The organism is Bradyrhizobium jicamae, from assembly GCF_001440395.1.
Lineage (GTDB): Bacteria > Pseudomonadota > Alphaproteobacteria > Rhizobiales > Xanthobacteraceae > Bradyrhizobium > Bradyrhizobium jicamae.
In genome coordinates, this window is the sequence record NZ_LLXZ01000048.1 from 1 (window position 1) to 23,678 (window position 23,678).

General features: G+C 62.5%; 25 protein-coding genes and 1 pseudogene. 10 read left to right on the forward strand and 16 right to left on the reverse strand.

Features of this window, described 5'->3' with window-relative positions; all coding sequences use genetic code 11:
* The 5 genes from CQ12_RS07180 to CQ12_RS07200 all read right to left on the reverse strand — a co-directional run.
* Positions 1–220, reverse strand: a 220-nt coding sequence (locus CQ12_RS07180) for a hypothetical protein (RefSeq protein ID WP_057834644.1), incomplete at its 3' end; no start/stop codon positions are given.
* The gene (locus CQ12_RS07185) at positions 217–1,017 is read right to left on the reverse strand and encodes a DUF2092 domain-containing protein (RefSeq protein WP_057834686.1); all 801 of its coding nucleotides are present in this window, start codon (positions 1,015–1,017) and stop codon (positions 217–219) included. The genes CQ12_RS07180 and CQ12_RS07185, both read right to left, overlap by 4 nt.
* A gap of 86 nt (positions 1,018–1,103) precedes the next feature.
* On the reverse strand, positions 1,104–1,520 hold the full coding sequence (locus CQ12_RS07190; protein WP_057834645.1) for a hypothetical protein: 417 nt from the start codon (positions 1,518–1,520) through the stop codon (positions 1,104–1,106).
* 13 nt (positions 1,521–1,533) lie between these two features.
* Positions 1,534–2,766: an HlyD family secretion protein gene (locus tag CQ12_RS07195; protein ID WP_057834646.1), complete on the reverse strand. Its 1,233-nt coding sequence runs from the start codon at positions 2,764–2,766 to the stop codon at positions 1,534–1,536.
* The gene (locus CQ12_RS07200; protein ID WP_245309780.1) at positions 2,759–3,208 is read right to left on the reverse strand and encodes a hypothetical protein; all 450 of its coding nucleotides are present in this window, start codon (positions 3,206–3,208) and stop codon (positions 2,759–2,761) included. Before CQ12_RS07200 ends, CQ12_RS07195 begins: the two co-directional genes overlap by 8 nt.
* A gap of 161 nt (positions 3,209–3,369) precedes the next feature.
* Between CQ12_RS07200 and CQ12_RS07205 the strand changes: the two genes are divergently transcribed.
* Complete coding sequence (locus CQ12_RS07205) at positions 3,370–3,822, forward strand: hypothetical protein (protein WP_057834648.1); 453 nt, start codon at positions 3,370–3,372, stop codon at positions 3,820–3,822.
* Positions 3,823–3,859: 37 nt separating this feature from the next.
* Positions 3,860–4,666, forward strand: coding sequence for a polyphosphate kinase 2 (gene ppk2, locus CQ12_RS07210; protein ID WP_057834649.1), 807 nt, complete (start codon positions 3,860–3,862; stop codon positions 4,664–4,666).
* Here the strand turns inward: ppk2 and CQ12_RS43460 are convergent.
* Positions 4,663–4,776: pseudogene (locus tag CQ12_RS43460) on the reverse strand (IS5/IS1182 family transposase); the annotation flags it as partial. The gene ppk2 and the pseudogene CQ12_RS43460 sit on opposite strands and share 4 nt — an antisense overlap.
* A 267-nt stretch (positions 4,777–5,043) precedes the next feature.
* Here CQ12_RS43460 and CQ12_RS07215 point away from each other — a divergent pair.
* Positions 5,044–5,838 carry a PDZ domain-containing protein gene (locus tag CQ12_RS07215; RefSeq protein ID WP_057834650.1) on the forward strand — a complete coding sequence of 265 codons (795 nt, stop codon included), beginning with the start codon at positions 5,044–5,046 and terminating at the stop codon, positions 5,836–5,838.
* Between the two features lie 241 nt (positions 5,839–6,079).
* Here the strand turns inward: CQ12_RS07215 and CQ12_RS07220 are convergent, their stop codons facing one another.
* On the reverse strand, positions 6,080–6,520 hold the full coding sequence (locus CQ12_RS07220) for a hypothetical protein (RefSeq protein ID WP_057834651.1): 441 nt from the start codon (positions 6,518–6,520) through the stop codon (positions 6,080–6,082).
* Positions 6,521–6,787: 267 nt separating this feature from the next.
* A complete protein-coding gene (locus CQ12_RS07225; protein WP_057834652.1) occupies positions 6,788–8,461 on the reverse strand; it encodes a SulP family inorganic anion transporter in 1,674 nt (557 codons plus the stop codon).
* 146 nt (positions 8,462–8,607) lie between these two features.
* On the opposite strand from CQ12_RS07225, the gene CQ12_RS07230 reads away from it, so the two are divergent.
* Both CQ12_RS07230 and CQ12_RS07235 read left to right on the forward strand, forming a co-directional pair.
* Entirely contained in the window at positions 8,608–9,474 is an 867-nt protein-coding gene (locus CQ12_RS07230) for an alpha/beta hydrolase family protein (protein ID WP_245309781.1), read from the forward strand.
* A 6-nt stretch (positions 9,475–9,480) separates the two neighbouring features.
* The gene (locus tag CQ12_RS07235) at positions 9,481–10,056 is read left to right on the forward strand and encodes an invasion associated locus B family protein (RefSeq protein ID WP_057834654.1); all 576 of its coding nucleotides are present in this window, start codon (positions 9,481–9,483) and stop codon (positions 10,054–10,056) included.
* 1 nt (position 10,057) lies between these two features.
* Here CQ12_RS07235 and CQ12_RS07240 read toward each other — a convergent pair whose 3' ends face one another.
* The 3 genes from CQ12_RS07240 to CQ12_RS07250 all read right to left on the reverse strand — a co-directional run bounded on the left by CQ12_RS07240 (position 10,058) and on the right by CQ12_RS07250 (position 13,048).
* Positions 10,058–10,429 carry a response regulator gene (locus CQ12_RS07240; protein WP_347337418.1) on the reverse strand — a complete coding sequence of 124 codons (372 nt, stop codon included), beginning with the start codon at positions 10,427–10,429 and terminating at the stop codon, positions 10,058–10,060.
* Positions 10,430–10,624: 195 nt separating this feature from the next.
* Entirely contained in the window at positions 10,625–11,236 is a 612-nt protein-coding gene (locus CQ12_RS07245) for a response regulator transcription factor (RefSeq protein WP_057834688.1), read from the reverse strand.
* Positions 11,237–11,245: 9 nt separating this feature from the next.
* Positions 11,246–13,048, reverse strand: a complete 1,803-nt coding sequence (locus CQ12_RS07250; RefSeq protein ID WP_245309782.1) for a sensor histidine kinase — start codon at positions 13,046–13,048, stop codon at positions 11,246–11,248.
* A gap of 300 nt (positions 13,049–13,348) precedes the next feature.
* Here CQ12_RS07250 and CQ12_RS07255 point away from each other — a divergent pair, with 300 nt between their 5' ends.
* On the forward strand, positions 13,349–14,032 hold the full coding sequence (locus CQ12_RS07255) for a helix-turn-helix domain-containing protein (protein WP_083519169.1): 684 nt from the start codon (positions 13,349–13,351) through the stop codon (positions 14,030–14,032).
* Here the strand turns inward: CQ12_RS07255 and CQ12_RS07260 are convergent.
* Positions 14,010–14,471, reverse strand: coding sequence for a potassium channel family protein (locus tag CQ12_RS07260; protein ID WP_057834656.1), 462 nt, complete (start codon positions 14,469–14,471; stop codon positions 14,010–14,012). The genes CQ12_RS07255 and CQ12_RS07260 overlap by 23 nt on opposite strands.
* Positions 14,468–15,598: an AI-2E family transporter gene (locus tag CQ12_RS07265; RefSeq protein WP_057834657.1), complete on the reverse strand. Its 1,131-nt coding sequence runs from the start codon at positions 15,596–15,598 to the stop codon at positions 14,468–14,470. The genes CQ12_RS07260 and CQ12_RS07265 overlap by 4 nt, the downstream gene beginning before the upstream one ends.
* 596 nt (positions 15,599–16,194) lie before the next feature.
* Here CQ12_RS07265 and CQ12_RS07270 point away from each other — a divergent pair.
* From CQ12_RS07270 to CQ12_RS07280, 3 genes are read left to right on the forward strand one after another with little or no spacing between them, the layout of a single operon-like run.
* A complete protein-coding gene (locus tag CQ12_RS07270) occupies positions 16,195–16,842 on the forward strand; it encodes a CoA transferase subunit A (RefSeq protein WP_057834658.1) in 648 nt (215 codons plus the stop codon).
* A 3-nt stretch (positions 16,843–16,845) separates the two neighbouring features.
* Positions 16,846–17,496, forward strand: coding sequence for a 3-oxoacid CoA-transferase subunit B (locus CQ12_RS07275; protein WP_057834659.1), 651 nt, complete (start codon positions 16,846–16,848; stop codon positions 17,494–17,496).
* Positions 17,497–17,519: 23 nt separating this feature from the next.
* Positions 17,520–17,978 carry a MaoC family dehydratase gene (locus CQ12_RS07280; RefSeq protein ID WP_057834660.1) on the forward strand — a complete coding sequence of 153 codons (459 nt, stop codon included), beginning with the start codon at positions 17,520–17,522 and terminating at the stop codon, positions 17,976–17,978.
* Positions 17,979–18,082: 104 nt separating this feature from the next.
* On the opposite strand, the gene fabI is transcribed toward CQ12_RS07280, so the two are convergent.
* From fabI to CQ12_RS07295, 3 genes are read right to left on the reverse strand one after another with little or no spacing between them, the layout of a single operon-like run.
* Positions 18,083–18,874 carry an enoyl-ACP reductase FabI gene (gene fabI, locus CQ12_RS07285; RefSeq protein ID WP_057834661.1) on the reverse strand — a complete coding sequence of 264 codons (792 nt, stop codon included), beginning with the start codon at positions 18,872–18,874 and terminating at the stop codon, positions 18,083–18,085.
* Entirely contained in the window at positions 18,871–20,085 is a 1,215-nt protein-coding gene (locus tag CQ12_RS07290; protein WP_057834690.1) for an acetate/propionate family kinase, read from the reverse strand. The genes fabI and CQ12_RS07290 overlap by 4 nt, the downstream gene beginning before the upstream one ends.
* A gap of 5 nt (positions 20,086–20,090) precedes the next feature.
* A complete protein-coding gene (locus tag CQ12_RS07295; protein ID WP_083519170.1) occupies positions 20,091–21,128 on the reverse strand; it encodes a phosphate acetyltransferase in 1,038 nt (345 codons plus the stop codon).
* Between the two features lie 272 nt (positions 21,129–21,400).
* Here CQ12_RS07295 and pflB point away from each other — a divergent pair, with 272 nt between their 5' ends.
* On the forward strand, positions 21,401–23,668 hold the full coding sequence (gene pflB, locus CQ12_RS07300) for a formate C-acetyltransferase (protein ID WP_057834662.1): 2,268 nt from the start codon (positions 21,401–21,403) through the stop codon (positions 23,666–23,668).
* The last annotated feature ends 10 nt before the right edge of the window (positions 23,669–23,678 follow it).

Below are 23,678 nucleotides of genomic sequence, written 5' to 3' on the forward strand. Positions count from 1 at the left end.
CGGCCCCCGCAGCAGCGGCGCCCGCGCCGACCGCAACGGCCCGCCGCGTGGTACGCCGCGCGACGCCGGCATAGCTCATCGGCGTCAGCGGACGTCCGATCCGTGCCTCCGCCGATGTGACCAGGCCGTTGTCGACGGCGGTCCCGCCGTTCCAGAACAGGCCGACAGCAAGCGCCGCGGCGGCGGCAAAAGTGAGAGTCAATTTGCGCGAGGCGGTCATTTCTTTGCTCCTGCGGGTGTCCCGGGCGGAATTTCGTCGAACTCGATCATGACGCCAGAATCGAGCGCGACCTTGGTCGCCTCGGTCGGCGGTTTGAATGCGAAATCGCCGTCGGCATTCGCATCCGTCTTCCAGTCCTTGATCTTCAACGTGTACTGCGGCGCGCCGGTAACGGTCTTGCTGGTGATCACATATTTGCGCGGCACGGGCTTTGCGCCGGGCTCGACCCAGATCTGCCAGTCAGTGTCGACACCGCGAAACGCAAGATGTTCGCACTCGACGCCGTCCACCACGCCGAGCCCGATATGCTTGCCCTCTATGACGTCGGCCATCAACTGGTCGTAGGAATTCGAAAGCAGCAGGTCGGCGCCGGGCAACCCCGCGCCCGATCGGGACTGCAGCGTGTCGATCACCTGGTCCACGGTGCCCGCGAGATCGGACTGTACATAGGATTTTGCGTTGTTGCCGTAGAGCGAGACCGTCTTGCCATCATAGACCAGTTCGACATCTGCATAGCCGCCGGTGCGGCGAACCCGCAGCTTGTCGGGTCGATTCATCTTCATTTCGCCGGAACTCGTGAACTGGATCTTCTGCAGCTCAGGCGTGACGATCTCGATGTCGCTGTCGAATTTTGCCGAGAGCGATTTCTGGCCGGCGAGATAGTCTGTCATGCCCTTGAGAATCTTGGCGGGATCGTCGGCGCGTGCTCCTTGCGTTGCGACAACGGAGAGCAGGCCGATCGAGACAGCCGTCGCCGAAATTCGGCGCAATGTCTGGCGATGTGTTTCAGTGATCATATGGTCCTCCATGGTGCGAGGCATTCAGCGCGCCCCATGGAGTGCGGCCTTGACCTGAATCAAGGCATCGCCCGACCGTTTCTCTGCTACGGCGCCGGACAGCGCGCGTATTTTATTTCCATGCCCGACATCCCCGGAAACAGGCGCATGACGGTGTTGGCGTCCACTTCCCTGAGATTGAACTGCACGCTTTGCAGCATGATATCGGAAGCGCAGGCCGCAAGGAGGTTGATGTTCGCTCCTTCATCCTTCTTTGCCTTGATGCGGCAGCGCGCGAACTTTCCGGTGATCTGGTCACCCTCCACGATGAAGCCGCCGCCATAGACATCGGACATATCGGTGAAGGTAATCTGTGTGCCCTTGCGCGTGAAAACCTTGCTGCAATTGTCGGCGTCGCTTGCCCACGCGCCGTTGAGGTCAAAAGCGGCGGCGGAACTGCAAGGTCCGAGCAGGACGCCAAGCAAGAGCGCCGCAGATGCGGCGTTGGTATGGTGGCGATTCATCTCGTCTTTCCCTTTAGTGACCGCTCATCACCAGTGTCTTCACCGGCATCAGCAGCGCCTGTATGCGCAGCAAGAGCGCGTGCACGAGGCCGGTGGCATCGACGGCATGGAGGAGGAAGCCTTTCAGCGCGCCGGTCTTCGGGTCGGCGATCACATCGTGATTGCTGGTATAGGCGTTGACGATACAGCTGGAGCCCGGCGTGACCCCCTCGAGGCCGCCTTTGTAAAGCGGCTCCAGGAAGACGAGGATCGTGCCGGGCCTTTGCAGGTTCTGCGGATCGATCAACTGCTCGCCGCTCCGGAACTGCCCGGCCGCGATGTAATCCTGCACGGTCGTGACGACGAGTGGAATGATCACCCAGGGCCTCGAGATGCAGGTTGCTTCCGCGACCATGCCCGGCTTCATGACCTGGGCTTCGATCTGGCCGAAGCCGGCTTGCAGGACATTTCGGCCGGCACCTTCGGGAATCAATACGCCGGCCGGTCGCATCAACTGATTGACGATATCGCCGGTCCGAACCAGAAACTGCTCGACCCGGCCGTCGACGCCCGCCCGAACATAGGTCTTGTCGAGATCGACCTGAGCCTGCGCGAGTGCTGCTTCGGCGCTCGCCTTCTCGGCGGGCAAGAGCGTGGAGACGCGCAAGCTGGCCGATTCCCTGACGGCGTTTGCGGCGTCGAGTCCGGACTGCCGCTGATCGACCAGCACCTGCAGTTTTTCGATATCGCGTTGCGGCACGATGCCGGGATTGCGGCGCTGCAACTCGCTCTTGACGTCAAGCTCGTCCCTGGCTTGCTGCAAGTTGGCCTTCGCTTCGCCAACCTGGGCGTCTGCCTTGACCACGTCCGCCCTCGCGCTGATCATCGAGGCATCGACTTCGGCGACCTTGCGCCTGGCGGTTTCGACCGCGGCCTGCTGCCTTGAGCTGTCCAGCCGGAACAGGACATCGCCTTTTTTCACCGGCGCGGTGAAGCCGACATTCACCTCGGCGACGCGGCCCGAGCCTTCGGGAAGAATCGGCACCGTGCGGAAGTAGATCGCCGCCGACGTGGTCGAGGGATGGTAGTAGAAGATCATCGTGATCAGCCCGACGGTCAGCATCAGGCAGCCGGTGATGCCCCAGCGCAGTTCATACCAGACCGAAAAGAACGTGATCTCCTTGCCGAGCCGCTTGCCCTGCACATAGCGGCGGTAGAGGTAATCCGGCACGATCGTCACGAGCGAACAGATCATCAGCTCAAGCATGGCTGTGCACCTCTTCCTTCGCGGTGCCTCTGGCGCCGGATTTTCCGCCTGGCGGAGCCGCGGCGTCGGAAATGGGCTCAGCATCGGCCGCACCCGGCGCAGCGTCGGCAATGCGTTCGACCGATCCGGCAATGCTGCGCAAGGGCGTGCTGAAATCAGGCAGGTCGATCATTGCGAGCAGCAGGCCCGCAATCCAGAAGATGTGCATGTGGGTAAAGAGCGAGATCAAGCCGAGAACGGCGACGATCTCTAACTGCAGCTTGTGCGTACGGTGCGCCATGCGCTCCGGCAGGCTGTGCAATTTCCAGTACAGGGTGCCGACCCACAAGATGACAGCCACAAGGAAAATGCCCATCACCACCATCAGGGTGTCCGATCCGTCCGGACCCGGGACGAAGAACGGCAGATGGTGGGGCGCTGCCGGATGCATCTGGTCGCTCAAAGCTCGTACTCCCCCTGTCAGGTAGCCCGAAGGCCCCGCCCCGCGTGCACAGTGGGAGCTATGGTCTCCCAATGCTTGATCTGAATCAAGAAGTCCCCTGCGGCCACAGCCCTAACGTCGGAACATCCAATGCGGCGAACGGTCATTCGGGAGTGACGTACATGGCCAAGATCGACGACCTGATCCCCAGCGCGAAGGAAATCCAGAAGCAGACGGCGCTAAAGGAGGCGCAAAAGGCCGACGAGATGGCCAAGCGGCTGGCTGCGACAGAGGCCGAGAAGCATGCCTTGATCGAGAAGCTGAGCCAGCCGTCGGGCCTGTCCGAGGATGAGAAGGTCAAGCTCGCCTCGACCGTGATCCAGCGTGCGGTGCGCAACGGATTGACGGAGGTGCAAGTCTACCGCTTCCCGAACACGCTGTGCAGCGACCGTGGCCGAGCCATCAACCAGATGGAAAAGGGCTGGGAAAAGACCCTGAACGGAATTCCCAAGGAGATCTTCCAGCTCTGGAGCGACTATCTGCAGCCGCGCGGCTATCGCATCCGCTACCAGATCGTCGACTTTCCCGGTGGCGTGCCCGGCGACATCAGCATCACCATTAGCTGGGACGGCTAGCGGAACCGATCGCCACTGAACCGGGAAATCATTGCGCATGTCCAAGAACGGCAGCCAGTCGAAGACGAAGATGAAGCGGAAGGAGTATGAGAAGGAGTTGCGCAAGCTCCAGGTGCAGCTCTGCCATCTGCAGGAATGGGTCAAGCAGGAAAAACTCCGGGTCATCATCCTGTTCGAGGGTCGCGACGCCGCCGGCAAGGGCGGCACCATCAAGGCCCTCACCGAAAAGGTCAGCCCGCGGGTGTTTCGCGTGGTCGCGCTGCCCGCGCCCTCCGACCGGCAGAAAACCCAGCTGTTCCTGCAGCGCTATGTCGAGCAGTTTCCCGCCGGCGGCGAGATCGTGATCTTCGACCGCAGCTGGTACAATCGCGCCGGCGTCGAGTATGTCATGGGATTCTGCTCGCCGGCGGAACACAAGCGTTTCCTGGAGCTGTGCCCGCAGATCGAGAAAATCGCCGTCGACGGCGGCATCATCCTGATCAAGCTGTGGCTCGAGGTCGGGATGGAGGAGCAGGAAATCCGCTTCAACGCTCGCATCGAGGATCCCCTGCGGCAATGGAAGCTGAGCCCGATGGATACCGAGTCATTCGGGCGCTGGTACGATTACTCGCGGGCGCGCGACATGATGCTCGAGGCAACCGACACCAAGCATGCACCGTGGCGCCTGATCCGCTCCGACGACAAGCGAAAGGCGCGGCTGAACGTCATCTCGCACATCCTCAACACGATCCCCTACAAGAAGATCGCGCGCGACCAGGTCAAGCTGCCGAAGCGCTCCAACAAGGGCCGCTATGACGATCAGGCCAGCCTGCGCGGCATGAAGTTCGTCGAAGAGCGATACTAGGACGCGGACTCATCAAGGCGCAGCCATAGCCAGATTGACGCGAGTTGAACGAAGGCAAGATAGTTGGCGGCAAGCCTGTCGCAGCGTGTCGCCACACGACGACATTGTTTGGTCCTGTTGAGAACCGCTCGGCCGCGGTTTCGCGCTGATGGGCAGAAGCGGACATGAATCCGCCGGCCACCTCCTCTGAATCCGTCGAACATGACCCAACTCGGACATCGCCGTCTGGGAGCCGCGGGTGCCTGGGCTGCGAAACCAATACGCAGCGCGATGTATGAATAAATATTAATTCCGCGGCAATTTCCGAGCAATGCTGGCGCCGATATCTAACCGCGAACCGGCGCCGACCGCGCCATTCAAAGGGAGATGTAAGCATCATGACGACCCCAAGATACGAACTGGGACGCGCGCTTTCGGCGCGACGCCTCATCCTTCTTGCCACGGCCGGCAATCTCGCGATCGCCGCGCTGCTGGTCGGGCCGGATTCTTTCCGTCACTCGATACTTCCGACGGTCTCTGCAGCAAATGCCGCAGAGAGCGCAGCAAGCAGCCGCGGCTGGATTGGCGTCCAGATTCAGCCGGTCACCTCCGCCATCGCCGAAAGCCTCGGCATGAAGGAGAGCAAAGGCGCGTTGGTTGCCGAACCAATGGCGGATAGTCCCGCCGCCAAGGTCGGCATCCAGTCGCGCGATGTCATCACCGCCGTGAACGGCAATCCAGTCAAGGATGCCCGTGACCTCGCCATGCAGATCGGCGGCATGGCGCCCGGCGCTGCGGTGAATGTCACGATCTGGCGCGAAGGTGCGGAGAAGAGCATCTCGCTGACGCTCGGCGAGATACCGAAGGAGCGCGCTGCTGCCATGCCGCAGCCCGCCGCGACCGGCACCGACGTGCCGAAACTCGGCCTGATGCTGGCTGCCGCCGAACACGCCACGGGCAAAGGCTCCGAAGGGGTGGTCGTGGTCGACCTCGACCCCCGCGGGCTCGCCTCCGCACACGGCTTCAAGGCCGGCGATATCATCCTCGACGTCGGTGGGAAGAAGGTCTCCAACCCGGTCGACGTGCGCAATGCCATCAAGGATGCCCATGTGAATGGCAAACGCGCGGTGCTGATGCAATTGAAGTCGGACAAGGGGACGAGGTTCGTCGGCGTTACGATCGCTCGCGTCTGACCGGATAAAGGGCGTTCCCTCCGGCATTATCACGCGTCTTGCGGGAACGCACGCCGGGGACGGGGCCACGCGCCGTCCTCGGCACCCTCCGAACTCGTGTTGCAGGCCGTCGTAGCGCGGTCTCGCGCCAGCGGCCAGGAGCATGATCACAGCACATGGTCGCCTCACGCCGCTCGGTTCACGGGTACACGGCCTAGGCTCGCGAACGGAAGCCACGCAGGGCGGCTCCCGTCGCTTTCGTTCATCGCATCGCGATCGTCACGCCGCCGACGGCCGCCGAGACTTCGGCGCCGATCCTGGGTCCGCTGAGCTGCAGGATGACGCCTTTGGCATTCTGCAACTGGACACCGCCGGCCCCTGCCGCCACCGCACCTCCCGCGCCGACCACGGCGTAGCTGCCGGCGAGATCGCCTGGGCTGCGCAGGTTCAATGCCCTACCGGTGAATTTTGTCGTGGAGGCGCCGACCGTGAAGCCCACACTCATGCCTGATACGGTGAACGGATACTTCTTGCCGCGGAAGGTCAGGACGCCCTCGCCGCCGCCGACGCCGACGATGAAACCGCCCTTGGTAAACACGACGGCAACCGAGCCAACTTCCGCCATCGTCGGGGTCGCAACTCCGGCCGAGACCAGCAATCCGAGCACGGCAGCCAGCATCATTCGCGTCCGATACTTCTTCATGGCATTTCCTTCTAGGGTTTGAGCCGGACCACCATGATCCGGGCTCCAGACTGCGGCCGGCCTACTGCGCGAGGACCATTGCGACGTAGCCGAACATGGTAAGCAGGATGTTGGTGTCCTCAGACATGAGCTCCGGAAAGCTTGCGGCGACGGTTGGCCGATGCTGTTCCGCTTTCCGCGGCATCCTTTGATTCAAGTCAACGCAGGCTGGCCTTGAGCGCAGCGCCTCGCGTTCGACGCGTCACCGCACGCGGCGGTGCAGCACGGTCAGCCGATCTTCAAATCGCCGAGCAAACTGTCCATCCTTCGGGTCCAGTTGGCGCTGTCAGTCTTGTCGGCGAGGCCATCGGCCTGCAGGACGTCGCGGACCTGCCCGCGGGCGCCGACGATCTGGAAGGCGATGCCGCGTGCCGCAAGCTCATCATGGAGATCGTGCAGCATCCTGGCGCCGGCGAGATCGATGAAGGGCGAGGATGAAAGGCCGCAGACGACCAGCCTGGTGTCTGGCGCTGCCGTGAGCCTTGCCAGCACGGCGTCAAGGACCGTTTCCGCATTGATGTAAAGCAGCGACGCTTCCGGTCGGAAGGCGATGATCCCGGCAAGCGGCTCGACGTCCGGATTGCGCGCGCTGTCGGCATAGCGACCGGTTCCCCGCACCCGGCCAAGGAAGGCGATGTTGGGCTGCGAGGCCCGCGCCAGCAGCAGGAAGATCGAAGCGAGCGCCGCCAGCAGAATGCCTTGCAGGATGCCGAGCAGCAGCACGGCGACCAGGGCAATCGCCGCGGCAAGAAAATCGATCCGGCTGATCCGCCACATGCGCTTGAGCGCGGCAACGTCGACGAGCTTGTAGACTGCCGTGAAGACGATCGCGGCCAGCACGGCCTTCGGAAGATTTGTCAGAAGACCGGTGAGGAAGAGCAGGCAGATCGCCAGCGTCAGCGAGCAGATGACGAGCGCGAGCGGCGTTTTCGCGCCGGCCTGGTCGTTGACGGCGGATTGCGACAATCCACCAGCGACGGGATAACCATGGCCGAGCGATACCGCGAGATTGGCCGCGCCCAACCCCAGAAATTCCTGCCGTACGTCGAGGGCGTAGCCATGCTTGGCGGCAAAGCTCCGCGCTGCCGAGACGCCTTCGATATAAGCGAGCAGCAGGATGCCGGCGGCGAGCGGAAACAATTCATCGAAATCCAGCAGCCCGAAGGTCGGCATGGCGAGGCTCGGCAACCCCTTCGGGATTTCGCCGGTGACGGGAACCCCGAGCGCCGGCAGGCCGAGCACCGTCGCGACGAGAATCGAGAGCACGACGACGGCAAGCCCGACCGGCCTGCCCGGCAGGACGCGTTCGCCGAACAGGAGCAGCAGGATTGCAACAAGACCGACCGCCAGAACGATCCACTGAAGGCCGTGAAGTTGCCCCACGAACATGATCAGACGGTCGAAGAAATGGCGTCCACCGCCGGCGACGCCGAACAGGCTCGGCAGTTGCGTCATGATGATGGTGAGCCCCGCGCCGGCCTTGAAGCCCACCAGAATGCTGTCGCTGATCAGGCGCACCAGTATGCTGAGCCGAAAAATCCAGGCAATCAGACAGAGCACTGCAACGCTAAAGGCCGCCAGGCTCGCGATCTGGGCATAGCGGACGTAATCGCCTCCCGCCAGCGCCCCGACCGTGGCGGCGATCATCAACGAAATCGCCGAGGTCGGACCGACCGCAAGCTGCCGCGACGAGCCGAGCAGCGCATAGCCGAGGCCGCCGAGCATATAGCCGTAGACACCGACCTGCGGGGGCAACCCGGCGAGCGCCGCATAGGCCAGCGACACCGGTATCGCGTAGGCGGCGAGCGTCACACCGGCAATAATGTCGTGGCGCAACCAGCCGGCGCGGTATTCGGCCAACCACTGCGCAGGAGGAAAAAGCTTTGTCGCCCTCAATTTCATGAGTATCCCTCAGCGCGCCCTTCGCCTCAACCGGGCGAGCTGCCGCGCAGCGCAGCAGCACGAGCAGCCTCTCCGTTGATCCAGATCAACGTTTCGCCCTGCGGGCCAACAAGACTTCCGAAGGGCGCCGAACCTGGATGCAAGGCATGCACTTGCTACGCCTGCTGATCATCGCCGCAGCCGTCATGACAGCGTCGCTGGCGACCGCGGCCGATGAACCGCAACTGCAGGAAGAGGTGTGGGCGCTTCCCCTGCCCATTCCGACCATCGCCTATGTGGTGCGCCCGGTCGGCGACGGCCCCTTCCCGCTCGCCGTCATGAACCATGGCGTATCGCTCGATTCCAGGCAGCGCAGCTTCTTTCCGCTGGTCGAATTCCGCGATGCGGCGATGTGGTTCGCGCGGCGCGGCTACATGGTGGTGGCGCCGTCCGGCCCCGGTTACGGCGCGGCGGCTCTCGACGTGCCGGAGGCCGGAATCTTCACCGTGTTCTTCTCGAAGATCGGCAAGTGCAGCAATCCCAACTTCCACGATGCGGGGCTCGCAGCCGCCCAGCTCAATCTCTGGATTATCGACTACATGGCCGAGCTGAAGCGGATTGTCCCCGACAACGTCATTGTGATCGGGCAGTCCGCAGGCGGCTGGGGCTCGATCGCCTTGTCGAGCGCTAATCCTCCGCGGGTCAAGGCGATCGTCACCTTCGCGGCGGGACGGGGCGGCCGCGTCGACGGAAAGCCCCATAACAACTGCGCACCCGACAAGCTGGTGGAAGCAGCGGGCGACTTCGGCCGTACGTCGCGGGTGCCGATGCTGTGGCTGTACATCGAGAACGACACCTTCTTCGGACCGGAGCTGTCGAAGCGAATGCATGCGGCTTTCACCGCCGCCGGCGGCAACGCCGAGTACCATCTGTTTCCGCCTCATGGCGGCGATGGGCACTTCTTCGTCGGCTCGCCGGACGCCGTCGCGATCTGGTCGCCGATAGTCGGCGCTTTCCTCGACAAGCACAGGTGAGCAACCATGCGACATTCGGCAAGGCTGTCTCCATGTTTCGGCATTGCAATTGTCCTGGCGGCGAACGAACCGACGCTTGCGCAACAATCCGCAAGGCCCGCGGCAGACGAATTCGCCCTGCGCGGCCAGCGCGAGGCGCGCAGCATCAGGTATGGTGAGTGGCAAAAGGTCTGCTTCAAGCCGGGCGGCGCACAGATGGTCTGCCGCACCGCCATCAGCGGCACCTTCGAGACCGGCCAAACGGCAGTGCGTGTCTATGTGACCGAGCGCGAGAACGACAGCACGGCACGGCTGCAACTGTTCCTGCCCGTCGGGCTATACGTGCCGCCCGGCGTCAAGCTCCGTGTGGACAAGGGGCCGGAATACAAGATTCCCTTCACCTGGTGCCTCACCAACACCTGCATTGCCGGCGACGTCGCCAGCCCTGCGCTGCTCGGCGAGTTGGAGACAGGCACGAGCCTGACGGTGGAGGTCGTCGACACGAACTTGCTCGAGGTCACGACATCGCTGCCGCTCGACAAGTTTGCCGCCATTCGCAACGGCCCGCCGGCGAAAGTCTTCGAGCAGAAGATCGACGAATGAGCTAAGCAGCGGCGGCCGCCGCCCGCTCGATAGGCTCGATCAGCGACTTCGCGGTAAATGGCTTCGTCAGATAAGCGATGCATCCGGAAGCCATGGCCGCCATGCGCGTAGCATCGCTGTCGTTGCCGGTAATGTAGATGACCGGTACGTTGACGCCCGATTCCGCTAGGTGGTGGCGCAACTCGATACCCGATCCGTCACTCAGATTGACATCGAGCACGAGGCAGAACGCCTGGTCGAAATTGTCATGATCCTTCAGCGCATCTGCTGTTTCGAATGGCACCGTTTCAAAACCGTGCAATCCGAGCAGCCGACGCATGCACTTCAGCATGGAAGGGTCATCGTCAACGATATAAACGGCTTTGCGGTGCAACAAGGTGCTCGGCTTTCAGTTCATTCAGGAACGATCATTGGCAGAGCCTCAAGACTGCCCGGCAAACTTTGGGAATGGACGAAGGTTCCAATCAAACCCCCCGCCTTTTCAGTTCGCGGGCATTGTCGGGGATTAGAATACCATCGATCAAAGCATGCTCACACTGTCCTTCCGGACAGGTGACGGTTCCGCGTATCAGCCGAGCATGCCGAGCCGCTCGGCCAGCGTCACTAGCTCGGCCAGAGATCGCACCTTCATCTTTTCCATCACCTGATGGCGATGCGCCTTGATGGTGCGCTCCGTCGTGCCGAGCTCATGGGCGATTTGCTTGTTAAGCTTGCCGCGCACGACGAGGGCGAACACCTGCCGCTCGCGCGGCGTCAGTTCCGCCGCCAGCGCCCGCACCTCCCCCAGCCTGGACCGTTCGTCGCGCACGGTGGCATGGCGCGCCATCGCCCGCTCAATGGCGCCGAGCAGTTGCTCCGACTCCACGGGCTTGGTGAGAAAGTCTTCCGCGCCAGCCTTGATGGTCCGCACGGTCGTCGGAGTGTCGGCATGCCCGGTCAGGAATACGATCGGCAAGGTCAAGCCGAGTTCGTTCAGGCGTCCCTGCAAGTCAGGGCCGCTCAGGCCGGGGATGTGCACGTCGAGCAGGATGCAGCCGGGCTCGTTGTCATCAGGCAGGCAATCGAGCAGTTGCTGCGCCGACGGATAGGTCGCGACCTGATAGCCGGCGAGTTTCAGGCGGCGCTCGATCGCGGTCCGGAACGAAGCATCGTCATCGACGACGTGAACGTGACCCTGCAACCTCATCTCCTATGCCGCCAATGGAAGCGTGAAGTGAAATGTCGCCCCACCGCCACTCTGATTCTCGGCCCAGATATTTCCCTTGTGGGCCAGAATGATGCTGCGCGCAATGGAAAGGCCGATCCCCATGCCCTGATCCTTGGTGGTGAAGAACGGGTCGAACACCTGGCTAAGCTTGTCGGACGGGATGCCGGGACCGGAATCGGAAATCGAAATCTCGACCACGGATCCGCCGTTCAATTCCGTGCGGCCTATCACGGTTCGGCCGTAGGGAATCGCGGACATGGCATCCATGCTGTTCACCACCAGATTCAGGATGACCTGCTGCAGCTGGATCGGATCGCCGTTGATACGCAGCTCGCCCGGCGCGGTCTGCAGGTAGAGCGCAACGTTGCGACCCGAAGCCTGTACCGAAAGGAATTTGAACGCCTCGTTCATGATCTCATTGAGGTCAACCTCCCGTGTTTCGAATGGCGTGCGCTTCAGGAAGGCGCGTAGCCGGCGAATCACCTCGCCGGCGCGCTGATCGTCGCGCTTGATGTCGGCCAGGATTTCCCTGACCTCCTTCAGATCTGGATTATCCGACTTCAGGATCAATTCCGCAGTCTCGGCGTTGGTCAGGATCGAGCCCAGCGGCTGATTGAGCTCGTGCGCGATCGAGGAAGACAATTCGCCGGCCGTCGCATTTCGATTGATGTGAGCCAGTTCGGACATCCGATTGCGCGATTCCACCTCGGCATCGCGCCGCAAATGGCGCTCATGCAGCAGGAAAATGATCAGCCCCGCCTGAAGCAACACCGCCGCCGCAATGGCCATGCTCTGCCAGCGATACTTTTCGAAGAATGTCTGCTCGCGAAAGCGGACCTCGCTGCCTTCCGGCAGGCTGGCTTCGCTGACATTCCAGCGCTGCATTTGCGGCCAGTTGAAGAGCGGCTTCACGCCGCCGCTCGCCGGAGGGATATCTCCAGCGCGTTCGCCGTTGATAATGCGCAGCGCGAGCTTCGCGGCCTCCACGCCGATTTCATTCGCGATTGAGACGTATCCGCCGATCCCGCCGGTGGCCAGCAGTGGTTCAGCTCCAACGACGATGGGGCGGTTGGCTTTTTCGGCAATTATCCCGAGTGCAGTCGCCGCGGGATAGAATGTACCCTCGCCATCCGAGAACACGCCCGTATAGATAATGGCACTCCGCTCCGGCAGTTCGGCAACCCGTTTGCGGATGTCGGACATCTTCTGCCCGATGATCTCAATCACGTTCAGACCGGATGTTGCAACGGGAATTTCCTCAGACCAGTGACTGAAAAGAGCCTGCCGCTCCCAGGTGTCCCCCACCAGGGCAACGGTGTCGAGGTCGGGCACCACTGCCCGCGCGGTCTTGACGGCACCGGCCAGAGTATTCTCGAGGATGAGCCCCGTGACTTCCGCTTGCCGCTCGAGCTTCGCTAGATCTTTCTCATTCAACGTGGCGAACACAACGGGAGTGCCTGGCCACAATTCTGCACGCCAGTGCAATGTGTGCTCGAGCATTCCCCTGCCCATTGCCACGATGACATCGATCGACCTCTCCCGGTATTTTTCCTTGAGATGCCGCTTCAGGCTTTCGGTATAGGCGGCTCCGCCGAAGCGGGGCAGATCGAGGTTCTCACCGTAGATCGTCACGCGCACACCAGCGCGGGCATCGAGCACCTCGCGCAGCCCCGCCCAAAGCTGAAAATGGAACGGCCCGCGCAGATCCGACTGGTCGAGCACGAGGACGGAGTGCGACCGCGCCTGCTGTGCCGAGACGCAAATCGGCACCAGCAAAGCAAGCAACCCTACGATCCACCCACTGATCCTGACCATGGCCCCTGAACGCATGATGGCCAAAACTAGCACCCGGCTGCGACCTCGAACACCCTATCCGCGGAGTACCCAATCCGTGGCAGCTATATTGACGCATCCGCTCCTGTCCGCTCCTGTCCTCAGGGACAATGGACCACGGGCCGGCGATCGAGAAAATAGCCGCCGTGTGAAACGGTTTTCGCAGAATGCAACAGCGGCGTCGCATTCCGGAACGCGAAAAATCGAGACCACCACCCGAGCGCTTGGTTCGTTTTAGCTAGGAGATGGTCCATGTTTGCCCGCGTCAGCACCAGCTTCGCTGAGTTCCCCGGCATCTTTGGAGAATATGACCCCAAAGGCGGGGCGCCAATCAGAATCAATTTGAACGAATTCAGTTACAAGAAAGGCGCCGAAATCTTCGGCGAGAAGGAGCCGGCCGACTATGTATACCAGGTCGCGGCCGGCGCTGTGCGGAGCTACAAGCTGCTTTCCGACGGTCGCCGCCAGATCGGCGCCTTCCATCTCGTCGGCGATATTTTCGGGCTCGAGATCGGAACGGAGCATCGCTTTACCGCCGAAGCGATCGTCGACACCACCGTTCGCCTGCTGAAGCGACGCAGCCTCGAACTGGTGGCCGAGAGCGATGCGAAAGTCGCCCACAATCTGCTCAGCATGACGACCAGCAATCTCCGACACGCCGAAGATCACATGCTGCTGCTGGGACGCAAAACCTCGCTAGAGCGCGTCGCGGCCTTCCTGATCGAGATGGACCGCCGGTCGACGGCAGCGGGCATTCTCGCGCTGCCGATGTGCCGGCGCGACATCGCCGATTATCTCGGGCTGACGCTGGAAACGGTATCGCGCGCGCTGTCGCGGCTGCACGATCTCGGCATTCTCAATTTCATCGGCAACAATCAGCGGCAAATCGTTCTGCGCGACCGGGACAAGCTCGCTAGCTACGATCTCCAGCACTGAAGGACCTATGTAACGCATTCGGGCCGAGATGCTCGATCGTCTTGAGCAGAACCTCGAACAGCACCGCGGTGGACCATCCGAACATCAGGATACCGTTCATCGCAGCCATCGGGCCGACCAGCCGCCATTCCTTGACGGGTATGACGTCGCCATAGCCGAGCGTCGTGTAGTTGACGAACGCAAAATACAGGAGATCGCTGCCCTCAGGTGCTGCGCCGACCACGGCGTAGGACAGCGACCAGACGACGACCTCGATCGTGTGCGCCAGCATGAGCACCAGCACGGTCGCGACCATGATACCCATCAGAAAGAGGCGCGGACGCCGTGCGTCCTTGAGCGCGGTCCAGCGGGCGATGCTGATGGCGGCGACTGTCGCCAACGCATGAATGATGATGTTGATGACGCTGACGGAAGAGCCGACCAGGAGCTGGATCATCATCGCGCTTTTCCAATTCCTTGTACGGCACTTTTTTGAGCCGCCGCCTCGGTGTCAGCCGGTACCTCCATCGCACCGTCCTCGCGCACCCACGCTGTGAGCAATTCCCATGCGACCGCCAGGATGATTGGCCCGATGAACAGGCCGACGATGCCGTGTGCCAGCGTGCCGCCGATGACGCCGAGGAAGATGACGAGCGCGGGCGTCGTCAGTCCGCGTCCCATCACGATGGGTTTCAGCACGTTGTCGGCGAGCGAGGCCGGCACAAGGCAAAGCGTGATCAGCAGCGCCACCGCAAGAGGCTTGGTCGCCCAGACCCAGATGAGGACGGGAATCACGATCACCGCCGAGCCGATCTGCAGGATACCGAGTATCATCACACCAAAGGCCAGCAGTCCTGCCTTCGGTACATCAGCCAGCTTCAGGATGATCCCGATCACCAGCCCCTGCGCAACCGCAATACCGATCACGCCCTGCGCCACCGAGCGGATGGTGGCGCCCGCCAGCACCAGGAAACTCTCGCTGCGATCGGCCACGACGCGCGCCAGGAAGCGGTTGCTTGCCGCGACCAGCCGGGGACCGGCCGGCAACAGGAAGCCGGTCAGCGCCACCGCGAGGAGGAACTTGAGAGTTCCGATACCGGCGCCGCCGGCAAGACCCAGCATCGTTCCGGCCAGCGGCTTCAGGTGCGGCGCCAATTCCCGCATCACGGTGCGCAGATTGGTCGATGCCTGCTCCCACAGGGCGTAGAGCTGCGCGCCGATGATCGGCCACTCCTTGACGCCCGCGGGCGGCGACGGCGCGGCGAGCGTGCCGGCACTGAGCTGCGCCGCAAAACCGCGAAGCCCCTCCACCGCCCCGAGCCCGAGCCAGGTCGCAGGACCGATGACGATGCCGAAATTGACGAGGGTCAGCAAGGTTGCCGCAAGCCTGGGGCGGTTGCCGAGCAGGCCGGAGAGCCAATCGAAGACAGGATAGAGCGCAACGGCAAGAACCACGCTCCAGGCGAGGATCGGCACGAACGGCCGGATTACGACGAACGACCAGTAGATCAGCAGCGCGAGGAGCGCGAGCCGGACCGCCAGCTGGATTTCATCCTCGCCTGCGAGGAGTTGTCGGATGGTTCGCAAGCCGTGCCCCTCGTGTCTGCCGGCGGCGAGAATTCCGCCTTCTGCGTGGGTACGGTTTGACTCAGATCAACCCGAGGGGCATGCAGCCTTCCGGTAACGGATAGCCGCTGCCTCCAAACGACGCCTATTGGTCAACCCAACTAGCCAAAGCGATCAACGCGCAGTTGTGATTTGCCGATTTAACTCCTGGGGAGGATGATTGCCCTCTCAGCGGAGTTGGTGTGATGCGTAGCGGGGCACACCGGATGAAACAGTACCGAGAACTGATCTTTGCGGCAGGCGCGATTTGCGCAGCATTGACCTCCACCGCAGCATTGGCTTTCGCACTGTTTTCGTAGTGTTTGAGTAAGTTCGGAGGTATCGGCGCGACCACCCTGGGCGGGGTGTGGCGCGCGCAGCAGGGCTTTATGCCAACACCTTGCAGAGGTCGCTTTCGCGACATCATCAGTCTGGCCGCCGGCTAGGCCTCAAGCCCGCCGGCGCGAAGCGGACGCGCGAGCGCGCGAACCCTTGACCCAGATCAAGATCACCACTTGGCCCAGCAGCAACATCTTCGATCAACCGTTCCGCCTCCGATCGATTGCCGGAGTTAGATCATGAAGCCCGTCTCCGCCGAAGAAGCCATCGCGATGATCCCCAACGGCGCGAGCATCATGGTCGGCGGCTTCATGGGCGTGGGCACGCCGGATCGCCTGCTCGACGAACTGGTGCGGCAGAAGAAATCGGGCCTTTTCCTGATCAGCAATGATGCGGCGGTGCCCGGCAAGGGTGTCGGCAAGCTGTTCGACGGCGGTCAGGTCACCAACATGATCGGCACCCATATCGGGCTCAACCCGAAGGCGCAGCAGCAGATGCTGGGCAAGCAGATCACCGTCGACCTGATCCCGCAAGGCACCTTTGTCGAGCGCATCCGCGCCGGCGGCTGCGGCCTCGGCGGCGTGCTGACGCCGACCGGCGTCGGCACCCTCGTCGAGGGTGGCAAGCAGAAGATCGACATGAATGGAAAGTCGTATCTGATCGAGACGGCGCTGCGCGCCGATTTCGCGCTCGTGCACGCATTCCTCGCCGACTATATCGGCAACCTCGCCTACGCCCTTACCGCGCGCAACTTCAATCCTGTGATGGCGATGGCGGCCGACACCGTGATCGTCACGGCCGAAAACATTGTGCCGGTCGGCGTCATCGCTCCCGATCATGTCGTCACGCCAGGCCCACTGGTGGATTATCTCGTCGCGAACGGGTGACCCATGGATGCACAAACCCTCATTGCCCGCCGCGTGGCCCAGGAGCTTCGGTCCGGCAATCTCGTCAATCTCGGCATCGGCATTCCGACGCTGGTTGCGAACTACGTTCCTCAAGGGTTGGCGGTCTTCTTTCAATCCGAGAACGGGCTGATCGGCACCGGCCCGATTCCCGAGCAGGGCATGGCGCATCCGCTCTTGACCGATGCCGGCGGCAGGCCGATCAGCGCGCTGCCGGGCGCAGCCACCTTCGACAGCGCGATGTCGTTCGGTCTGATCCGCGGCGGCCATGTCGACATCACAGTGCTCGGCGGCCTGCAGGTGGACGCCGGCGGCCATCTCGCCAACTGGATGATTCCCGGCAAGATGGTGCCGGGCATGGGCGGCGCCATGGACCTGGTGACCGGCGCCAAACGCGTGATCGTCGCCATGCAGCATGCCGCCAAGGGCAAGTCCAAGATCGTCGCCGAGTGCAACCTGCCGCTGACCTCGGCACGTCCGGTCGACCTCGTCGTGACCGATATGGCTGTCATCGCCTTCCCCGGCGGCAAGGCTACGCTGATGGAGACGGCGCCGGGCCTGAAAGTCGCCGAGGTGCTGGCGGTGACGGAAGCCGAGCTCGCCATTCCGGACAAGGTGCCGGAGATGAAGCTCTAAAAACGCGAACGCGGGTCGACGCCATGCAGGTATTCAACGGATTCGACGACCTCAGAGCCGCCGTCGGCAAGGAGGTCGGCGTCAGCGACTGGATCGAGATCACGCAGGACCGCATCAACAAGTTTGCGGAGGCGACCTGCGATGAACAATGGATCCATGTCGATCAGGAGCGAGCAAAGGAAGAAATGCCGGGCGGCAAGACTATCGCGCATGGCCTGTTGTCGTTGAGCCTGACACCGATGTTCATCCGCGAGGTGATGGGCCTGAAGGGGCTGAAGAACACGCTGAACTATGGCGCCGACCGCATCCGCTATCTCGCGCCGGTGCCCGCTGGCTCAAAACTGCGCGGCCGCGTGAGCATCGCCGAAGCGGAGGACGTGCCGCCCAACGGCTTGCGGGTGCACTATCGCGTGGCGATCGAGATCGAGGGCGGCCAGCGGCCGGCCTGCGTCGCCGAAGTGATCGGCCTGCACTACCGCTAGAGCATGATCCGGAAAAGCGTGTAGCGGTTTTCCGAAAAGATCATGCTCAAACAAAGATAAAGCGGGATGAGGATTCGAAGAAAACTCATCCCGCTTTAGCCCGCCTAATCGATGATGTGATAGCCGCCGTCGATGTAAAGCACGCTGCCCGTCATCAGCTTGGCGCCATCGAGCGCAAGGAATGCGGTGGCTCTGCCGACGTCGTCGATGCTGACGAGGCTGCGCGCCGGCGCCTGCGACTGCGCCTTGTCCATCAACTCATCGAACTCGGGAATGCCCGACGCGGCACGGGTCGCGAGCGGTCCCGGCGAGATGGCATGGACGCGAATACCCTTCGGGCCGAGTTCCGCCGCGACATAGCGCACGGCCGCTTCGAGCGCGGCCTTAGCTACGCCCATGACGTTGTAGTTCTTCACCACCATCTGGCTGCCGTAATAGGTCATGGTGAAGATGGTGCCGCCGTTCTTCATCAGCGGCTCGGCCAGATGCGCCATCCGCAGGAAGGACCAGCAGGACACGTCCATGGTCTTCTGAAAACCCTCGCGATCGACATCCACCACACGGCCGTGCAGCGCGCCCTTCGGTGAGAAGGCAATGGAATGGAGCAGGAAGTCGAGCTGTCCCCATTCCTTCTCGATCTTCTCGAACACCTTCTCGGTTTCGCCCTCGACCATGACGTCGAGCGGCACGAAGATCGGCGATTCCAGCGCCTTTGCCAGCGGCTCGACGTGCTTCTTCGCCTTTTCGTTCAGGTAGGTGACCGCGAGATCGGCTCCCAGCGCGCGAAACGCCTTGGCGCAGCCCCACGCGATCGATTGATCGTTGGCAATGCCGACGATCAATCCCTTTTTGCCCTTCAGCGCGACCTTGGTTTCGGGAAAAACCGGAATGTTCATGACACTCTCACGCGTTTCTGGTTGGGCGATTGACTGTTCATCAGCAGCGCCAGCGTGTGCTGCGCAATCATCAGCTCTTCGTCGGTGGGCACGACGTAGACGGGAATCCGGCTGTCGGAGCGGGATATTTTCGTAGCGTGCCTTGCATTCTCCGCCTGGTCGAGCGCGACACCGAGCCAGGCCAGTTTTTCGGCAATGCGGGCGCGGATCGAGACTGAATTCTCGCCGATCCCGGCCGTGAACACGAAGGCGTCGAGGCCCTGCAGCGCTGCCGCCAGCATGCCGGCGTTGAGGCCAACGCGGTAGACGAAATAGTCGACCGCGAACGCCGCACGCGGGTCTGCGCTCGTCTCCAGTTCCCGCATGTCGTTGCTGACGCCGGACAGCCCCTTCAGACCGCAGTCGCGGTAAAGGAAATTCTGCACGTTCGAGGCCGACATGCCCTTTTCCGCGATGAGGTAGAGGACCACGCCGGGATCGAGCTGGCCCGGCCGGGTTCCCATCGCGAGCCCATCCAGCGCGGTAAAGCCCATGGTGCTCTCGACGCTCTTTCCGCCACGCATCGCGCACATCGAGGCGCCGCTTCCGAGGTGAGCGACTATCACCCGACCGCCGGCGATGTCAGGCGCGACCTGCGGCAGGCTCTTGGCAATGTATTCATAGGACAGCCCGTGGAAGCCATACCGCCGGACGCCTTCGGTGTGAAGCTGATACGGAATCGCATAATGGTCCGCCAGGGCGTCATGATCGCGATGAAACGCGGTATCGAAGCAGGCAACCTGGGGCAATGTCGGGAATTTGCCGAGCAGCGTCCTGATCGGCGCAAGGTTATGCGGCTGATGCAGCGGCGCCAGCGAGACAAAGCGTTCCAGGCGCGCCACGATAGCGTGGTCGATCAGCACCGGGCGCGTATGATCGGGCCCGCCATGCACGACGCGATGGCCAACCGCAATGGGATTTACATTGAGCTCATCGCGCAGCCAGGCACCTGCCACCGCCATCGCGGCCGGAACATCGGCCACGGTTTCGATCGGATAGGCCCGATCGGCCAGCGGATCGCCATTGAGACCGCTGGCGCGCAGCCGCGGCCGGCTGCCGATGCCGTCCATCTGTCCCTTGATCTGGCGCCGAAGTCCGCCGTCGCCATCGATCCCGAAGATCTGAAACTTCACGCTGGAGGAACCTGCATTGACGACGAGGATCGTATCCATGGCGATCACGCTGCGGCGATTGGAGTGGTCTTGCGGCGCGCATTGGCCTGAAGGGCGGCGATGGCAGCGGAGGCCATCCGCGACCGCGGCGAATCCGCGCGTGATGTCAGCACGACGGGCACGCGCGCGCCAAGTACAACGCCCGCGCCGTCTGCCTTGGCGAAATAGGTGAGGTTCTTTGCCAGCATATTGCCGGATTCCAGATCGGGCACGACCAGGATCTGCGCGCGGCCCGCAACCTCCGACTTGATGCCCTTGATGCGGGCGGCCTCGAGGTCGATGGCATTGTCGAAGGCAAGCGGTCCGTCGAGCAACGCTCCGGTGATCTGCTTGCGGTCGGCCATCTTGCAGAGCGCGGCGGCCTCGATGGTGGACGGAATCTTCGCGGTGACCGTCTCCACCGCGGACAGAATCGCGACCCGTGGCATGGTGCCGAAACCGGCATGATTGAACAGATCGACGGCGTTCTGAATGATGTCGCGCTTGGCGTCGAGGTCCGGGGCGATGTTGATCGCAGCATCGGTGACGAACACGGTGTCGGTATAGGCCGGCACGTCCATGACGAAGACATGGCTGATGCGACGCTCGGTACGCAGTCCGCCGACCTTTGCAGTCACGGCGCGCATGATCTCGTCGGTGTGCAGGCTGCCCTTCATCAGGACCTCGCCCTTGCCCTGGTGGATCAGTTCAACGCCTTTGGTTGCGGCAGCCGCCTCCGTGTTCGGCGTATCGACGACTTCGCAGCCCGAGATGTTCAGATTGTGCTTGGCGGCCGTGTCCTTGATCCTGGCAGCCGGCCCGACAAGGATCGCCTTGATAATTCCGGCCTCCGCCGACTCGATGGCGCCGCGCAACGAGCTTTCGTCGCAGGGATGCACCACGACGGTCGACACCGTCGGAACGCCTTTCGCGGCGGCGATAAGCTTGTCGTATTTTGATCCCGGTTGCGTCCCCATCGCTGCGGCTGGCTTGGTGCTCATCATGTTGCTCCGACAAGTTGCAGCGGGACCCGCGACGCCGCGGATCCCGCAGAGCTGCAGCATCGACCCACTATCGCTTATTCACTGGAGCTTGGAGCGCGCCGCGATGGGGACGTTGATCTAGGTCAAGCGTCAGCTGCACGAAGGCGGCCCGCAGAAACCGACCGCGCCCAAAGGCGGACCGCTGCGCAAAATTTTGCTGACGCACGCCCAAGGTCTCGTTCGGCTTGACATAGATCAAGCGGAGCGCCGCTGCGCCGTCTCTAGCATGCGGAAAACAACATGGTACCGCCGGCCGGGCTTGACACCAATTTCCTCGGGATGGGAGACGCATCATGAAGGGTAGCGCAGCGCGCAAACAGGATGCCAAGACCGACAGCTGGGGAGGCTTCCAGCAGGGTGACTGGTCATCTACCATCAACGTACGCGACTTCATCGTCCGCAACGTTACTTCCTACGCGGGGGACGAAACGTTTCTCGCCCCAGCATCGCAACGTACCAAGGCGGTGTGGGCCAAGCTGCAGCCCTACTTTGCTGAAGAACGAAAAAAGGGCGTCCTTGCAGCGGACGCGCAGAATCCATCGACGTTGCTGGCGCATCCGGCCGGTTACATCGACCGTGACAACGAGGTGATCGTCGGCCTTCAGACGGACCAGCCGTTCAAGCGGGCGATTTTCCCGTGTGGCGGCCTGCGCATGGTGGAAACGGGCCTCAAGGCGGCGGGGTTCGAGCCCGATGCCAAGGTCCACGAAGCCTTCACCAAATACCGCAAGTCGCACAATGACGGCGTGTTCGACGCCTATACGCCCGAAATCATGAATTGCCGGCGATCCGGCATCATCACCGGTCTTCCCGACGCCTACGGTCGCGGGCGCATCATCGGCGACTATCGCAGGGTCGCGCTTTACGGGATCAACCGCCTGCTGGAGGTCAAGCGCCAGGAGCGCGCCCAGATTGACGACATGTGGCCGACCGACGAGGTCATCCGCATGCGCGAAGAACTCGCCGAGCAAATGCGCGCGCTGCAAGACCTCGCATCGATGGCGAAGCTCTATGGTCGCGACATCACGCAGCCCGCGATGAACGCGCGGGAAGCGTTCCAGTGGACCTACTTTGCCTATCTCGGTGCGATCAAGGAAGCCAACGGCGCTGCGATGTCGATCGGGCGCATCTCGAGCTTCCTCGATATCTACATCGAACGCGATCTGAAGGAAGGCGTCCTCGATGAAGCAGGCGCGCAGGAACTTTGGGACCAGCTGGTGCAGAAGCTGCGTATCGTGCGCTTCCTGCGCACGCCCGATTACGACGCGCTGTTCAGCGGCGACCCCTATTGGGCGACCGAATGCGTCGGCGGCATGGACCTCGATGGCCGGGCGCTGGTGACCAAGAGCAGCTACCGCATGCTCCACACGCTGTACAATCTCGGGGCCGCGCCGGAGCCGAACATCACGGTGCTGTGGTCCAATCACATGCCGGCGGCCTTCAAGCGCTACTGCGTCAAGGTGAGTCGTGACACATCATCGCTGCAATATGAGAACGACGACCTGATGCGGCCGTACTGGGGCGATGACTACGCGATCGCCTGCTGCGTTTCGGCCATGCGGCTCGGCAAGCAGATGCAGTTCTTCGGCGCCCGCGTGAACCTCGCAAAGGCCCTGCTCTACGCCATCAATGGCGGCCGCGACGAGGTTACCGGCGAACAGGTCGCGCCGCAGAGCATGCCGGTTGCCGGCGACTTCCTCAACTATGAGGACGTCATGGCGAAATTCGATTCGACCATGGAGTGGCTCGCCAAGACCTATGTGCATGCCATGAACTGCATTCACTACATGCATGACAAGTACTTCTACGAGCGGCTCGAGATGGCGCTGCACGACCGTGACATCCTGCGCACCATGGCGTTCGGGATCGCCGGCCTGTCGGTGGTTGCCGACAGCCTCGCCGCCATCAAGTACGGAAAGATCCGCGTCGCCCGTGACGCGGCGGGCCTGGTGGTCGACTACCAGAACGAAGGCAACATATCGACCCCGCAATTCGGCAACAATGATGACCGTGTCGATCAGATCGCTTCGAAAATCGTCACGAGCTTCATGGAGAAGATCCGCAAGCATCCGACCTACCGGAATGCGACGCACACGCAAAGCGTCCTCACCATCACCTCGAATGTTGTCTACGGAAAGGCCACGGGCAACACGCCCGACGGCCGCCGCAAGGGCGAGCCGTTCGGGCCCGGCGCGAACCCGATGCATGGCCGGGACAGCCACGGCTGGCTTGCCTCATGCCTCTCGGTCGCGAAGCTGCCCTACAAGGATGCGCTCGACGGCATCAGCTACACCGTTTCCGTCGCTCCGCAGAAGGCGCATCTCTCCGAAACCCAGCTCGTCGACGAAGCCACCAAGGCCTTCGATCTCTATTTCGGGCGCGGTGGCTTCCACATGAACCTGAACGTGATCGACAGGGAGACGCTGGAAGACGCGATCAAGAATCCGGACAAGTATCCGCAACTCACGATCCGCGTGTCGGGCTATGCCGTCAATTTCGTTCGCCTGACGCCGGAACAGCAAAGGGACGTGATCAGCCGCACCTTCCACGGCCAGATCTGAGTCCCAAAGG